Origin of the sequence: Nesterenkonia sp. Act20 (assembly GCF_019173455.1) — a bacterium.
GTDB lineage: Bacteria > Actinomycetota > Actinomycetes > Actinomycetales > Micrococcaceae > Nesterenkonia.
Window position 1 is genome coordinate 2,061,491 of sequence record NZ_JADPQH010000001.1, and the last position, 15,577, is coordinate 2,077,067.

The window sequence follows — 15,577 nt, forward strand, 5'->3', positions numbered from 1 at the left end:
TAGTCCCATGGATACCTCATCACCCACGGCTGCCCTTGATTTCGCAAGAGATCACCTCGAAGAGACCGTCGAACTTCTGAAACGAATGGTGGAGACAGAGTCACCCACGGGGGATGCAGAAGGAGTGAGCGAAGTCTGCGCCCAGGTGCGGGAGCTCTTCGCCGAGCATGACCCCGAGGTCACCGAGCATGAGGGGGAGTGGGGCACCCACCTGGTCATGGACATCGCCGGCACCGGGTCGAAGCACACGGAGGCTCCGGTGCTCTTCGTAGGTCACGCGGACACTGTGTGGTCCCGTGGAACGCTCGAGTCGATGCCCTTCCGCATCGAAGACGGCATCGCCTATGGGCCCGGGTCCTTCGACATGAAGTCGGGACTGTTGATCATGCACCAAGGTCTGCGGCTCAGCACGGCGCTCGGGCAGTCCAGGCCGCCGGTCCGGGTGATCTTGGTGGGGGATGAGGAGATCGGTTCCCCGAGTTCACGGGAGCTCCTGCTCTCCTGCGCCGAGGGTGTGCGCGCCGTGCTCGGCTTCGAATCCCCGCACCCGGGAGGCGCCCTGAAGGTGGGGCGGCTGGGGAGCACCCGGCTGCGGCTCGAGGTCACCGGTCGCGCGTCTCATGCCGCGCTGGACCCTGAGGGCGGGGTCAATGCCATCGACGAGCTGGTCGATCAGCTCACTGCGCTGCGCAGCCTCATCGCCTCGGCAGAGGCCGCCGCGCCGGGAGATGTCCTGTGCAACATCGGGACGGTGACCGGAGGAGGTAAGACCAACGTCGTGCCTGCGGCCGCTTCAGCCGACATCGGGCTGCGGTTTCGCACCCCGGAAGTCGAGGCCGAGGTTCTTGGCGCGATCCAGGACCTCCAGCCGATCCGGTCCGACGGTGAGCTCAAGGTGAGAACTCTGTCCCAGCGGCCCGCATGGCAGGCCGACGCCGTCGACCAGGAACTGCTGGGCCTCGTCGAGGATGCCTCCCGGGAGGTCGGACTCGCCGAGGTGGGAGGTCGACCGGCGGCAGGTGCCGGAGACACGAACTACCTGGGGTCACTGGGACTTCCCACTCTCGATGGGTTCGGACCTGACGGCGCGGGTGCCCATGCCGATCATGAACAGGTGCGAATCGAGTCGATCCCGGAGCGGATTGCACTCTTGGCGGCGCTGCTGGGCCGACTCTGAGCTCCTGCGGCCGAGGCCGGCGTTGCTTCACGTGGGAGGCGGTCCGGCGCGCGCGGTGCTGCGACTGACCAGGCCGCTCAGGTCCCCGAGACCCGAGGTCTCGATGTTCAGAAACCGACCCGGCAGGATCGGCACTGCGCTCTGCACCAGCACCTCCGTGCCATGCGTACCCGTCACCGTGCAGCTGGTGAGCTCCACCTCATTGCGCGCGGCCAGCGCCCGCGCCACCGCGCACGGGTCGCCCGCGGTCAACCCACGGGCGGCATCCGCCCCTGCGAGGGCGGACAGGTCTGCCCCGCGCGCAGCCTGAGCCGAGGAGGCCGCCACCAGGCTCAATGCCTGGATCGCCCCCAGCAGGGTGAGCAGCACCATGATGAGCGCGAGCGCGAGGACCGTACCGGAACCACGTTGATCCTGCAGACGATCTCTCATAGCGGGTCCTCCACGAGGGCCGTGGCTTCGGCGTCCTGGGTTGCTTCGATCTCCAGCCACCCGAGCAGACGCACCGGGCGGGTCAGCACCACGGTGACGTAGGGACCTTCCCGGGTGAGACCGACGGCGGTCCCTTCCCCGGCAACCCGCCGCGCGGCAATTTCAGCGGTTGCGGCGGACTCGCCGCGAGCAAGCTCCCGAGCTGCAGCCCGCGCTCCCTCCTCCAGGCTGACCTGCGCCGCGCCCTGCAGTGCAAAGGAGATCACGAACAGCAGCACCATGATGACTGCCGGCAGCGCCAGGGCGAACTCCGCGCTGATCGAACCCCTATCGGCCTGAGTGCGGAGTTCAGAACGAGAGCGCACGTTCGACGATGCCGGTCAGCAGTCCACGCGCGGTATCCGAGCTCAGCACCGCCACGAGCAGCCCCGCGAACCCCACCGCAGCCAGCATGACGATGCCGTACTCCGCGGTCGCCAATCCCTCGTCCTCGCGGTGAATCTGCTGTCCCCACGTGCGCACGGTCCCCGTGGGTGGCACGTCTGACCGCTGCGCCTCGAATGTGTGTGATGGGTTCCGCGTCTGTGGTGTCTCCATGACCGTTCCTTCCGCTGGGGCCGCCCGGACTACGAGGCCCGGGCGGCTGTCGAGACCTGCTGTGTGCAGGTCGCACCAGTCTCGGTCGCGGCCGAGCAGCCGGGACCGACGCAGAGGCTTCTGTGGAGAGTCAGGCGCTTGCGGAACTTTCGCGCCAGCTGGGGCAAACCCTCCGCCCTCCGCCCCAACTGCGTTTGTCGTAGAGCTAACGCGTTGTCGTAGTGCTATAGCTCTACTATTCGCTAGAGCTCTACGATAGTTTCGCTCGGATCGGCGGGCTGGGCGGCGAGGATCGCGCGCAGCAGGTTCAGCGCCGGCTGCTTCTCCAGCGGGTTGTTCCGGTTCCCGCACTTCGGCGACTGCACACAGGAGGGGCATCCCGTGGCGCATTCGCAGCCGGAGATGGTCTCTGCGGTGGCGCCGATCCATTCCGCCGCCAGCTCGAAGCCGCGCTGAGCAAAGCCAGCGCCACCGGGGTGTCCGTCGTAGACGAAGATCGTGGGGAGTTCGGTGTCGCGATGCAGGGCCGTGGACACGCCACCGATGTCCCAGCGGTCCCCTGAGGTCAACAGCGGCAGCAGGCCGATCATCGCGTGCTCCGCGGCATGCAGCGCCCCCGGAATCTGCTCCGGAATGACCCCGGCCCCTGAGAGCGCCGTCTCGGGGGCGGTCATCCACATCGCCTGCGTGCGCAGCGAGGACGGAGGCAGATCCAGCGGCTCATCGGAGAGCACCTCGGAGGAGCCCAGCGCCTTGCGCTGGAAGCCGACCACGGTGCTGGTGACCTCGACCATGCCGCTGTGCAGCCGGAAGCGCCCCCAGTCGACCGCCTCCTGGACCTCCAGCACTTCGATCGAGGTGGTCTCCCGCGCCTGGGTGTAATACGGCGGGGTCGCCGGGAAGACGAGCACCGCGTGGTTCTGCTGGTCCAGCTCCTCCACCACGTAGCTGCGTCCCTGATGCACGTAGACCGCCCCCGGGTGGGCCTGCGGCTGCGCCTGCGCCGAGCCCATGTCACCGATCACGGTGCCGTCCTCGGTGTTGACGATCGTGAAGGGACCGCCGCCGTCGGAGCGCAGCTTGACCCAGGAAGCGGCCGAGACATCGTCGTGGGCGAAGAACCAGCCGCGCGGACGTCGACGCAGATGCCCCTGCTCGGTGAGCGAGTCGATGAGCCACCGGCCCGGGTCGAAGAGCTCGAGATCGTCCCGGGTCAGCGGCAGCTCCTGGGCGGCCGCGAGGATATGCGGCGCCGCCACATGCGGATTCGACGGATCTGTGACCGCATCCTCCACCGCTGTGTCGAAGATGGCCTCGGGATGATCCAGCAGATAGGAGTCCAGCGGATCGTCTCCGGCGATGAAGAATGCCGCGCCGCGTTGACCGGAGCGTCCGGCTCGGCCGAGCTGCTGGAAGAAGGAAGCCCGGGTCCCGGGCCAGCCTGCGATGATCACGGCGTCCAACCCTGAGATGTCGATCCCCAGCTCGAGAGCGGGAGTCGACGCGACCCCGAGCAGCCGCCCCTCACGCAGCGCGTCCTCGAGCTCCCGCCGCTCCTCCTTCAGATAGCCGGAGCGGTAGGCCGCCACGCGTCCGCGCAGGTCGACGTCGACCTCGGCGAGTGAGTCAGCGGCGATCTGAGCGATCGTCTCGGCTCCGCGGCGGGACTTGATGAAGGCGAGCGTGCGGTGACCCGCGACGACGAGGTCAGTGAGGATATCGGCGGCCTCCACCGTCAGGCTGCGCTTGAGCGGCGCCGCGTTGTCTCCCTTGAGCTCAGAGGTCGTGGCCTCCCAGAGGTAGACGTCCACCGCACCGTGTGGAGAGGCATCTTCGGTGACCGCCTCGACGGTCTCGTCGGCGTGGCCGATGAGTCGGGAGAACGACGCCGCAGGGTCACCGCTGGTGGCCGAGGCTCCGGTGAAGATCGGTTCGGCCCCGTAGTGGGCGCAGATGCGTCGGAGTCGTCGAAGCAGCAGTGCGATATGCGAACCGAAGATCCCGCGACACGTGTGCGCCTCGTCGATGATCACGTAGCGCAGCCGGGCGAAGAACCTGGCCCAGGCGCGGTGATTCGGCAGGATGCCCACATTGAGCATGTCCGGATTGGTCAGCACCACATTGGCGTGCTGACGCACCCATCGGCGCTGCTCGGCATCGGTGTCGCCGTCGTAGGCTGCGGGGCGGATGCCTGACTCAGGTCCCTGCGCTCCGGTCGCCTCGGCGAGCTGACTCAGGGCATCGAGCTGGTCGGCAGCGAGAGCTTTGGTGGGGGAGAGGTAGAGCATCGTCGCACCGAGGCCCGCGGCGGCGGCAGATCCACGGGACTCCCCGACGGGTCCGCCGCAGATCTCGGAGAGTCCGGGCAGCTGCGTGCCGAGGGACTTCCCGGAGGCTGTGCCGGTGGCGAGAATGGTGTGGCGCCCGGCGTGCAGCGCTTCGGCGGCCTGCACCTGGTGGGTGTAGAGCCCGGCGACTCCGAGCTGCCGGTAGCCCGCACGCAGGCTGCTGGGCACCCACTCCGGCCAGGGCGCCGTCTGCGCCGCTCGGGCGGGCAATGTGCGCACATGCCGGAGCGGACCGGAATCCTCTACCTCCGAGGGCAGTCCGGCTCGGCGCAGCAGCTCATAGGGTTCCTGATCGGGCATCACCCCTCAGGCTACGTCAGCCGCACACCCGCCCTATGCCGCTGCCCGCTGCTCAACCCTTCAGGTCGTCGAACTGCGAGTGGCTCGGTCGGATCCGTCCGCCCGAGGTGGCGCCGTAGACATGCACGTCACCGAGCAGGGTCCAGCCGAGGTACTCGTAGAGCTCCTGACCGTCGGCAGTGGCCACCAACAGGCCCTCCTCCACGTCGTGCTCGTGGGCGATGGCGATCAGCGCCCGGGTCACGAAGGTGCCCAGGCCCCGGCGGCGGTAATCGTCGTTGGTGTAGATGCGGTCGAGGATCGCGTAGTGATCGACGGTGGCGACCCGTCCGCGGGCGGCCACCTTCTCCCCGTCCCGCACGGTGAACAGGGTCCACCCGTCGTGATCGTCGCGGCTGGTGGTGAAGCCTTCCGGGGTGATCGGGTCCTCGACGTCCTGGGTCTCCATGTCCACGACCATCAGCTTCTCTTCATCGCTGATCAGCTGCAGCCCGTCCACGGGATTCTGGCTCAGCGAGGGGGCTCCGGGCTCAGCTATCACGGTCAGCATCCGCGCTGAATCCTTCGCGACGGCGGAGGCGATCTTGCGCAGATCGGTGTCCTCGGGGGCGTACAACACGTACTCCCATTCGTCGGAATCTCCGGAACGCAGGGCGGAATGGACGTTGCCCTCATGCTGCACGTCGTAGTCGTGCGTCCTTGCCCATCCGGTCACCCAGTGGCGGACAAGTGCGTCGCTAAGCTCAGAAGTCATGGTCCGACCATACAAACAAAATGCGCTTCACCGTGAGGGGCAGGGACAACGAGTTCATAAAGATGTTGTTCAGAACTACCCTTGAGAGGTGAGCATGTCCCGAATAGTCCTGTATTACGCCTTCACTCCGCTGGCCGATCCGGAAGCGGTGAAACTGTGGCAGCACACCCTCTGCCGCGAGCTGGGTCTGAAGGGCCGCATCCTCATCTCCCCGCAGGGCATCAACGGGACGGTCGGCGGCGAGATCAAGGCCGTCAAGCAGTACGTGAAGCAGACTCGAGCCTATGCGCCCTTCAAAGACATGGCCTTCAAATGGTCCGAGGGCGGGGCGGAGGATTTCCCGCGACTCTCCGTGAAGGTCCGTCCCGAGCTGGTCGCCTTCGGAGTCCCCGATGAGATCGAGGTCGATTCCGACGGCGTCGTCGGCGGCGGAGTCCATCTCCAGCCGGAGCAGGTCCACGAACTCGTGGAGCAGAAGCGCGCCCAGGGCGTAGAGGTCTCCTTCTTCGACGGGCGAAATGCCATGGAGGCTCAGATCGGCAGGTTCAAGAACGCCGTCGTGCCGGAGACCGAGACCACCAGGGACTTCATCGCCGAGCTCGACTCCGGCAAATACGATCACCTCAAGGATCAGCCCGTGGTCACGTACTGCACCGGAGGCATCCGATGCGAGGTGCTCTCCTCGCTGATGCGCCGCCGCGGCTTCGAGGAGGTCTATCAGATCGACGGCGGGATCGTCCGCTACGGGGAGACCTTCGGCGACGAGGGCCTCTGGGAGGGCGAGCTCTACGTCTTCGACTCCCGGATGAACACGCGCTTCTCCCCCGACGCCAAGACCATCGGCGAATGCACGCACTGCGGCAGCCCCACCAGCACCTTCTATAACTGCATGGACCGAGGCTGCTCCACCTTGCAGCTCTACTGCGATCAGTGCCGTCACATCCCGGAGACCACTCGCTGCCGCACCTGCGAAGTCCGGCTGCAACAAGACCCTTCCCATCCGAACACCGGGCTGCTGGAGAAGGTGCGCCGCCCATGAGCGCACCAGCCCCGCGCGCAGACACGACGCTCGTGGCAGGGCTGCGCGCTGACCTGAGCGCCGCCGGCTTCAGCCACGATCACCTCGCCGAGCTGCTCGGCGAGGACGTTCTCTCCGCGCTGGACCGCGATCAGTTCGTCCCGGGTCAGCTGCGCGTGCAGGAGCTGTTCGACGCCGCCGCAGGCTCGGCGTCGGCAGACCCTGCCGCGGTGCTCTCCGGGCTGTGGCTCTTCGGCATGGACATCACCGTCGCCCAGGTCGAGCAGGCCCTGCCTCGAACCGGCATCCAGGGCCTGCTCCGGCTCGAGCTGGTGCACCTTCAGGCCGACGACGACGGCGAGCTGTGCCGCCCCAGCGTGGACCTGCGGCCCTACCAGGCGGAGCAGCAGGGCGGGGTGGCCGACCTCTGGGTCGCCAGCGACCTCTCGTCCCACCAGCTGCAGGGTGCGCTTCCGGCAGACCACGTCCTGGGCATCGGCCGAGCGAGCCTGACCCTGGCCGCATCGGTCCACCGGCGCCCAGTGAGCACCGCGCTGGAGATCGGCACGGGGTGCGGCATCCAGCTCCTGCACCTGCTGGACCACGCCGAGCACGTGGTCGCCACCGACCTGAGTACCCGTGCGCTGGACTTCACCGCATTCAACCTGCTGCTCAACGCGCCCGAGCTGCGGCTCGATCCCGAGAACCTCGGCGCACGGGTCCAGCTGCTCCAGGGCAGCCTCTTCGACCCGGTGGCCGACCGCACCTTCGACCTGATCATCTCGAACCCTCCCTTCGTGATCACGCCACGCCCCGCCGATGAGGATCCCGCAGCCCGCTACACCTACCGGGACGGCGGCCGTCACGGGGACCTGCTCATGGAGGAGCTGATCGTTGAGCTCCCGCGCTTCCTCAGCGACGGGGGAACCGCCCAGCTGCTGGGGAACTGGGAGATCCCGGAGGGCGCTGACTGGGACACGCGTCCCCGGCGGTGGTGTGACCAGCTTCAGGATGAGACCCCCGTGGACGCCTGGTTCATCCAGCGGGATCAGCAGGACGCGGATGAATATGCCGAGACCTGGCTCCGGGATGCTTCCACCGAGCGGGACATCGCGCAGTACCGGCTCCGCTATGCCGCGTACCTGCAGGACTTCGACTCTCGAGGTGTCGAGGCCGTGGGCTTCGGCATGATCTGGATGCGCCGCAGGTCCGCTGCCGACGCCGCGGCGATGAGTCCCTGGCGTCGATTCGAGGAGATCAGCGGACCGGTGGACCAGCCGCTGGGGCCGGTGATCGGCGGCACCGTCGCCCGGGCCGAGGAGGTGGCGCGAGACGCTGCGGCGGTGCTGGACTCCGCGCTCGTCGTCGCCGGTGATGTCACCGAGGAGCGCCATCAGCGTTTCGGCGCCGTTCACCCTGAGGTGATCGTCGCACGTCAGGGAGCCGGCCTGCGCCGGAGCCGTCCGGTGTCCAGCGCCGCGGCGGGTCTGCTCGGTGCCGCAGACGGTGAGTTCGCCGCAGGTCAGCTGGCCACGGCGGTGGCTTCCCTGATGGATGATCAGCCCGCAGACGGCGCGGATCTCGAGCAGGCTCTGCGCACCGAGACGCTGGAGCTCTATGTGGAGGGGTACGTCACGCGGTCTTGATTCCCGCGGCGTCGGCGTGTTGTGCTCGCTGATATATTGAGCACTCGACGGCCAGCCCGCTGCTCATGCCCCGAGACTGCACCGCAAGAATTCCTCAAGGAGATCAGTGCCCGAAGGCAAGAAACTCGTCATCGTCGAGTCCCCGGCGAAGTCCAAGTCCATCGCCAAGTATCTTGGCGATGAGTTCATCGTGGACGCTTCCGCCGGGCACATCCGTGACCTGCCACAGCCCTCGGAGCTGCCCACCGACATGAAGAAGGGCCCCTTCGGGCGCTTCGCCGTGAACCCCGACGGCGGCTTCGAGCCGTACTACGTCATCTCGGACTCCAAGAAGAAGAAGGTCACCGAGCTCAAGCGTGCGCTGAAGGAGGCCTCCGAGCTCTACCTCGCGACTGACGCCGACCGCGAGGGTGAAGCCATCGCCTGGCACCTTCTTCAGGTGCTCAAGCCCAAGGTCCCCGTCTACCGGATGACCTTCACGGAGATCACCAAGGAAGGCATCACCCGCGCCCTGGAGAATGTGCGACAGATCGACGAGGACCTGGTCGACGCGCAGGAGACGCGACGGATCCTTGATCGTCTCTACGGCTACGAGATATCCCCGGTGCTCTGGCGCAAGGTCGGCAAAGGCCTCTCCGCAGGTCGCGTGCAGTCTGTGGCGACGCGTCTGGTGGTGGAACGCGAGCGCGAACGAATGGCCTTCGTGCCGGCCAGCTACTGGGACCTCTCCGGCAGCTTCACCACCGCAGCCTCAGAAGAGTTCACCGCCAAGCTCAATGCGGTCGACGGCGCCCGCGTGGCCACCGGCGCTGATTTCAACGATCGCGGCGAGCTCAAGTCCTCGCGCTCCAAGACCGAGGTCAGCGTGCTGGACCAGCAGGCTGCAGAGACCCTTGCCGCCGGTCTGACCGATGCTCAGTTCACCGTGGACTCCGTGGAGGACAAGCCGTACTCCCGCAAGCCACAGCCTCCCTTCATCACCTCGACGCTGCAGCAGGAAGCCTCTCGCCGTCTGCGGTTCTCCTCCCGGGCGACGATGCAGGTCGCTCAGCGCCTGTATGAGAACGGCTACATCACCTATATGCGTACCGACTCGGTGACGCTCTCGAATGAAGCCATCACGGCCGCTCGCCGACAGATCACCGAGCTCTACGGGGCCGATCATGCGCCCTCAAGCCCGCGCTACTACTCGAAGAAGAACGAGACCGCGCAGGAGGCCCACGAGGCCATCCGCCCTTCCGGAGACCATTTCCGCACTCCCGGCCAGGTCGCCAGTGAGCTGTCCAAGGACGAGTTCAAGCTCTACGAGCTGATCTGGAAGCGCACGGTCGCCTCGCAGATGTCCGACGCCAAGGGCTTCACCGCCTCGGTGCGGCTCAGCGCCCAGGTCTCGGGTGGTTCCATGGCCGGCACCACGGCCACGTTCGGCGCCTCCGGCACCGTCATCACCTTCCCCGGATTCCTCGCCGCCTATGAAGAGGTCCGCGAGAGCACCGATGAGGACGAGGACGCCAAGTCGGCAAAGGCCGAAAAGCGACTCCCCAAGCTCGAGACCGGCGAGCGGCTGACCGGGCGCGAGGTCAACGCCAAGGGGCATGAGACCACTCCGCCCGCGCGTTACACCGAAGCCACGATCGTGGCCGAGCTGGAGAAGCGCGAGATCGGGCGTCCTTCCACCTATGCCCCGACGATCTCCACGATCATGGACCGCGGCTATGTCACCAAGCGCGGCTCGGCCCTGATCCCCTCCTGGACCGCGTTCAGCGTCATCCGGCTCCTGGAGGAGCACTTCGGGAAATACGTGAACTACGACTTCACGGCCCGAATGGAGGAGGACCTCGACCAGATCGCGCGCGGCGAGATCGAGCGTGAGGCATGGCTGCAGGGCTTCTACTTCGGTGCCGAGAACGGCGTGGACGGGCTCAAGCATGTGGTGGAGAACCTCGGGGAGATCGATGCTCGAGCCATCAACTCCATCGAGATCGCCCCGGGCGTGAACCTGAGGGTGGGCCGCTACGGCCCCTACCTGGAGCGACCCAACCCGGATGGTGTGGTCACCGCGGAGGGCGAGCTGGAGCCCCAGCGCGCCAACCTTCCTCAGGATCTGGCCCCCGATGAGCTCACCGTGGCGAAGGCCGAGGAGCTCTTCGAGCAGGCGCAGTACTCCGGGCGTGTGCTCGGTCTCGATCCGGAGACCGGACGCGAGGTCGTGGCCAAAGACGGTCGCTACGGGCCTTATGTCACGGAGGTCATCGAGGAGATGACTGAGGCGCAGCTGGAGAAGTACCTGGAGTCGCTGCCCACCGAGTACTACAAGAACGGCAAGCCCAAGCCGAAGAAGAAGCCGGCCAAGGAGAAGCCTCGAACCGGGTCGCTGCTCAGCGATATGACCCTTGAGACGGTGGACCTGGAACAGGCCCTGCGGCTGCTCTCGCTGCCCCGCGTGGTAGGCACCGACGAGGACGGCGAGGAGATCACCGCGCAGAACGGCCGCTTCGGTCCGTATCTGAAGAAGGGGTCGGACTCGCGCTCGCTCGAGACCGAGGAGCAGATGTTCACCATCACGCTGGCGGAGGCGAAGGCGATCTACGCCCAGCCCAAGCAGCGTGGGCGGCGTGCAGCGGTGCCGCCACTGGCGGAGTTCGGCGCAGATCCCACCTCGGAGAAGCAGGTCGTGGTCAAGGACGGCAGGTTCGGTCCCTATGTCACCGACGGCGAGACCAATGTGACCGTGCCGCGCAGCGTCTCCCTGGAGACCCTGACCAAGGAGCACGCTTACTCGCTGCTGGCGGAGAAGCGTGCAGCGGGCCCGAAGAAGCCCGGAGCCTCGAAGCCTGCGGCGAAGCGGTCCACCGCCAAGTCCCCGGCGAAGAAAAGCAGCGCTGCCAAGAAGTCTCCAGCCAAAAAGACGACGGCGAAGACCGGATCCTAACCGAGGAGTCACCTGATGCGTCTGGGCGTGCTGGATATCGGTTCCAATACCGTGCACCTGCTCCTGGTGGATGCCCACCTGGGAGCGAAGCCTGAGGCTTTCGCCTCTCATAAGCGACCCCTTTCCCTGGTCAAGCACCTGGACGAACAGGGAGCTATCACCGATGAGGGCCAGGACGAGCTGATCGGCTTCATCGCCGAGGCGGCTCGCTTCGCCGCGCGACACCGAGCAGAAGATCTGCTCTCCTTCTGCACCTCGGCACTGCGCGAGGCGGCCAACGGACAGGCGGTCCTGGAGCGCGTGGTGAGCGAGACCGGAGTGGAGCTGACCGAGCTCAGCGGCGCCCAGGAGTCGGCCATGACCTTCTTCGCCGCCCGACGCTGGCGCGGCTGGAGTGCCGGAGACATCCTCAACTTCGACATCGGCGGCGGATCATTCGAGATCGCCTACGGGCGCGATGAGCTGCCCTCCACCGCGGTCTCGGTGCCCCTGGGTGCTGGTCGGCTCACGCGCGACTGGCTCGGTGAGGACCCGCCCAGCAAGGACCAGGCCAAGGCGCTGAAGAGCTACATCCGCGAAGAGCTCGAGGCGGCCCGCCGGGAGTTCCCTGTGCTCAGCGAGCACACCGAGGTGCTCGCCACCTCGAAGACCTTCCGCTCACTGGCCCGCATGACCGGCGCCGCCCCCTCGGCGGCCGGACCCTATGTGAACCGCACTCTGGAGCATTCGGCGTTGAAGCCGCTGTCCAAACGATTGGGCTCCATGACGGCCGAGGAGCGGGCCGAACTTCCCGGGGTCTCCGCACTGCGCGCCCGGCAGGTCTTCGCCGGAGCGCTCGTCGCTGAGCAGGCGATGAAGGTCTTCGGCATCGAGGAGCTGCAGATCTGTCCCTGGGCGCTGCGTGAAGGCCTGATCCTGCGCCGGCTGGACTCCCTGGTCCGTGAGGGCGCCGTGCCGGTGCCCGCGGCACCCGGCGTCGGGCATGTGAACCTCGGACGGGAGCTGCGCAAACCCTCGCGCGGCGACGTTCCCGGTGGCCGACCGGTGGCGGCCGCGGCGGTGGAACATGCCCACTGAGGACGTCCAGCCGCGCCCCGCGCATGAGCTGCCTCGCATTCCGGTGGCGCTGTCCACTTCCTCGGTCTACCCGCTGGGAGTTGCCGAGGGCTTCTCCATCGCCGATGATCTCGGCTATGACGGGGTCGAGGTCATGGTCACCCACCGCAGCGAATCCCAGCAGGCCTCCACGCTGAACGAGCTCTCCTGGCGCTTCGGCCTGCAGGTGATGGCCATCCACGCACCCACGCTGCTGCTCACCCAGCAGGTCTGGGGCTCCGCCTGGGACAAGCTCAAGCGCAGCGCGGCGCTCGCGCAGGAGGTCGGCTGCGGCGTCGTCGTCGCTCACCCGCCGTTCCGCTGGCAGGTCGGATATGCGGAGAGCTTCGCCGAGGGGATCGCCGAGCTCGAGGAGGAGACCGGGGTCGTCTTCGCCGTGGAGAACATGTACCCCTGGCGCGCCGGCGGACGCGAAGCCACGATGTACCTGCCGCACTGGGACCCGGTGGATCAGCCCTACCCGCACGTGACCTGGGACTTTTCGCATGCCGCCACCGCCGAGTCGGACTCCTACGAGGCGGTCGGAGCACTCGGTCAGCGACTGCGCCATGTGCACCTGACCGACGGCTGGTCCAACGGCTTCAAGGATGACCACCTCATCCCCGGGCAGGGAGAACAACGCGTGGCTGAAGCGATGCAGCTCCTGGCCAAGCCCGACTTCGCCGAGACCGGGTTCACCGGTGTCGTCGCCGTGGAAGTGGCCACCCGCACCGCCCGCAATGTGGGAGATCGGGAGCGCTGGCTGGCCGAGTCCCTGGCCTTCGCCCGCAAGCACCTCGGACAGGAGTGAGCATGAGCAGCACCGCGGAAGTCCAGAAGAACACTGCACCCACCAATGCCCCGCGCGTGGCCATGCTGGGCCTGGGTTCGATGAACGGCGCCATCCTGGCGGGCCTGCTGGCCTCCTCTGTGCAGCCCGAGGACGTGGTGGCCACCACGCGCAGCACCGCGACCGCCCAGGCCCGCGCCGAGGAGCATGGCGTCACCGTGCTGGCCGAGGCCGAGGACCCGCAGGCGAACCAGATCGCTGCCGGGCAGGCGGACATCATCTTCCTCGGGGTCAAGCCCCCTGGGATCGTCGGCCTCGCCGAGTCCATCGCGGACTCGCTGAAACCGGACGCCGTCGTCGTCTCGGTGGCTGCCGCGATCAGCGTGGAGATGCTGCAGGACGCCCTGCCGCATGGACAGCCGGTCATCCGCTCCATGCCCAACACCCCCCTCTCGGTGGGGCTCGGGGTGGTGGGTCTGGTTCCGGGGGCCCATGCCAGCGAGGCGGACACGCGACGGGTCCAGGACCTGCTCGCAGCCTGCGGGGCCGTGCACGTGATCGAGGAGTCCCAGATCGACGCGCTCACCGGCATCTCCGGCTCCGGACCCGCCTACGCCTTCTACCTCGCCGAGCAGATGGCCGATGCCGGCGTCCGGCTCGGGCTCGATCCGGCGCTGGCCGCCGATCTGGCCGCGCAGACGCTCTACGGGGCAGGCAAGATGCTGGTCTCCGACGGCGCCGACGCAGCAGCGCTGCGCAAAGCCGTCTGCTCACCCAACGGCACCACCGAACGCGCGATCCATGCCTTCGATGAGCATGGCTTCCCCGCGGCCGTGACCGCCGCGGTGACCGCCAGCGCCACCCGCTCGGCAGAGATCACCGACGAGCTGCGGAACGCACGCTGAGCAGCTGGCTCAGCGGCTCCAAGGTTCAAATCTTGATGGTGTGCGGCGCGGCGTGAACAGAGGAATACAGTAGTGGCCATGGCGAGGGACACGCGCGCGGGGCGCAGCAGCGGATATGAGGGTGTCCTCAGGGCCCGACTGAGGCAGGGACTCAGGCGTCTCACCGGCACATCGCCGGCACGTGCCGCCATGTTGATCTTCGCGGTCACCATCGCCGTGTTCGCCTCCCTGCTGATGATGCCCTGGGCCACCGTCGCGGGACGCTCCCCGGAATTCCACGACGCGCTCTTCGTCGCGACCTCTGCAGTGACCGTCACCGGTCTGACTCCCGTGAACACAGCCGATCACTGGTCCTTCGCCGGAGAGCTGGTCATCCTGATCGGCATCCAGGTGGGTGGACTGGGGATCATCACCATCGCGGCGCTGCTGGCCATCTCCGTGACGCGCAACCTCGGGCTGCGCACCCGCCTCGTCGCCCAGGAAGGCGGCATCTCCACCGGGGCCATGGGGGAGACCGGTCAGGTCATCCGCACCGTCGTGATCTGCTCCGCCGTGGTGGAGGCCGCCCTGGCGCTGGTGCTGATTCCACGGTTCATCCAGATCGAGGACGATGCGGCCAGCGGGCTCTGGCACGGCCTGTTCTATGCGATCTCCTCCTTCAACAACGCCGGATTCGTGGTGCACTCGGGAGGCCTCGACGGGTTTGGCGCTGATCCCGTGGTGGTCTGGACCATCATGGTGGGCGTCTTCCTGGGCAGCCTCGGCTTCCCGGTGCTGTTCATGCTCTGGACCAACCGCTGGCACGTCCGTCGCTGGAGCCTGCACACCAAGCTGACTCTGCAGGTGACGCTGTTGCTGATGGTCGTCGGGGCGTTGCTCTACGGGGTCATGGAATGGTCCAACACCAACACCATCGGTGAGATGAGCGTCTGGGAGAAGGTGCAGAACTCGCTCTTCGCCTCCGTGAACATGCGCTCCGGAGGGTTCTCCGTTGTGGAGTCCAATATGGAGAACTCGGAGACCATGCTGATCTCCGACGCGCTGATGTTCGCCGGCGGCGGCTCAGCCTCCACCGCAGGCGGCATCAAGGTCACCACCATCGCTGTCATCTGGCTCGCGTTCCTGGCGGAGGCGCGCGGCGACGCCGAGTCCACCGCCCACGGACGCACCATCCCCCCTTCGGCCGTCCGGGTCGCGGTCTCGGTGGTGGCCATGGGTGCGACGCTGGTGCTGATATCCACCGTCTGGCTCATGTACATCACCGGGCTCGACATGGGGCGTCCGCTCTATGAGTCGATCTCCGCCTTCGCCACGGTCGGGCTCACCGCCGGCCTCACTGCGGACCTGCCGCCGGAGGGGCTCTATGTGCTCGCAGCACTGATGTTCGCCGGCCGCGTCGGGATCATCACCTTCGCCGCCTCGCTGACCGTGCGCCAGCGCAGCCGGGTCCGCTACCGCTACCCGGAGGGACGTCCGATGATCGGCTGAGTGTGCTGGAGAGCACCCTGCAGGGGTTTACCCTGGAGTCAGCACTTTCAGGCTCAGCCCAGCGGCTGAGTACGCATTTCGCGAAAAGGACGCAC

The 15,577-nt window shown here is 67.3% G+C and carries 13 protein-coding genes; 8 read left to right on the forward strand and 5 right to left on the reverse strand.

The features are described from left to right. The first annotated feature begins 7 nt into the window (after positions 1–7). The gene (locus tag IY716_RS09520; RefSeq protein WP_218221280.1) at positions 8–1,177 is read left to right on the forward strand and encodes a M20/M25/M40 family metallo-hydrolase; all 1,170 of its coding nucleotides are present in this window, start codon (positions 8–10) and stop codon (positions 1,175–1,177) included. Between the two features lie 27 nt (positions 1,178–1,204). Here IY716_RS09520 and IY716_RS09525 read toward each other — a convergent pair whose 3' ends face one another. The 5 genes from IY716_RS09525 to IY716_RS09545 all read right to left on the reverse strand — a co-directional run bounded on the left by IY716_RS09525 (position 1,205) and on the right by IY716_RS09545 (position 5,608). After that, on the reverse strand, positions 1,205–1,609 hold the full coding sequence (locus tag IY716_RS09525; protein ID WP_218221281.1) for an Rv3654c family TadE-like protein: 405 nt from the start codon (positions 1,607–1,609) through the stop codon (positions 1,205–1,207). Continuing rightward, positions 1,606–1,974: a TadE family type IV pilus minor pilin gene (locus tag IY716_RS09530; RefSeq protein ID WP_218221282.1), complete on the reverse strand. Its 369-nt coding sequence runs from the start codon at positions 1,972–1,974 to the stop codon at positions 1,606–1,608. Before IY716_RS09530 ends, IY716_RS09525 begins: the two co-directional genes overlap by 4 nt. After that, on the reverse strand, positions 1,958–2,206 hold the full coding sequence (locus IY716_RS09535; protein WP_218221283.1) for a DUF4244 domain-containing protein: 249 nt from the start codon (positions 2,204–2,206) through the stop codon (positions 1,958–1,960). Before IY716_RS09535 ends, IY716_RS09530 begins: the two co-directional genes overlap by 17 nt. A 242-nt stretch (positions 2,207–2,448) precedes the next feature. Beyond that, complete coding sequence (locus IY716_RS09540; protein WP_218221284.1) at positions 2,449–4,854, reverse strand: DEAD/DEAH box helicase; 2,406 nt, start codon at positions 4,852–4,854, stop codon at positions 2,449–2,451. A 52-nt stretch (positions 4,855–4,906) separates the two neighbouring features. Then, positions 4,907–5,608 carry a GNAT family N-acetyltransferase gene (locus IY716_RS09545; RefSeq protein ID WP_218221285.1) on the reverse strand — a complete coding sequence of 234 codons (702 nt, stop codon included), beginning with the start codon at positions 5,606–5,608 and terminating at the stop codon, positions 4,907–4,909. Between the two features lie 88 nt (positions 5,609–5,696). Between IY716_RS09545 and IY716_RS09550 the strand changes: the two genes are divergently transcribed. The 7 genes from IY716_RS09550 to IY716_RS09580 all read left to right on the forward strand — a co-directional run bounded on the left by IY716_RS09550 (position 5,697) and on the right by IY716_RS09580 (position 15,482). Next, complete coding sequence (locus IY716_RS09550) at positions 5,697–6,647, forward strand: rhodanese-related sulfurtransferase (protein ID WP_218221286.1); 951 nt, start codon at positions 5,697–5,699, stop codon at positions 6,645–6,647. Beyond that, positions 6,644–8,272: a methyltransferase gene (locus IY716_RS09555; RefSeq protein ID WP_218221287.1), complete on the forward strand. Its 1,629-nt coding sequence runs from the start codon at positions 6,644–6,646 to the stop codon at positions 8,270–8,272. The genes IY716_RS09550 and IY716_RS09555 overlap by 4 nt, the downstream gene beginning before the upstream one ends. A gap of 106 nt (positions 8,273–8,378) precedes the next feature. Then, complete coding sequence (topA, locus tag IY716_RS09560; protein ID WP_369699657.1) at positions 8,379–11,204, forward strand: type I DNA topoisomerase; 2,826 nt, start codon at positions 8,379–8,381, stop codon at positions 11,202–11,204. Between the two features lie 15 nt (positions 11,205–11,219). Then, positions 11,220–12,281: a Ppx/GppA family phosphatase gene (locus IY716_RS09565; protein ID WP_218221288.1), complete on the forward strand. Its 1,062-nt coding sequence runs from the start codon at positions 11,220–11,222 to the stop codon at positions 12,279–12,281. Next, complete coding sequence (locus IY716_RS09570; RefSeq protein ID WP_218221289.1) at positions 12,271–13,110, forward strand: sugar phosphate isomerase/epimerase; 840 nt, start codon at positions 12,271–12,273, stop codon at positions 13,108–13,110. Before IY716_RS09565 ends, IY716_RS09570 begins: the two co-directional genes overlap by 11 nt. Before the next feature lie 2 nt (positions 13,111–13,112). Next, entirely contained in the window at positions 13,113–13,994 is an 882-nt protein-coding gene (gene proC / locus IY716_RS09575; protein WP_218221290.1) for a pyrroline-5-carboxylate reductase, read from the forward strand. Positions 13,995–14,072: 78 nt separating this feature from the next. Further along, on the forward strand, positions 14,073–15,482 hold the full coding sequence (locus IY716_RS09580; protein WP_218221291.1) for a TrkH family potassium uptake protein: 1,410 nt from the start codon (positions 14,073–14,075) through the stop codon (positions 15,480–15,482). The last annotated feature ends 95 nt before the right edge of the window (positions 15,483–15,577 follow it).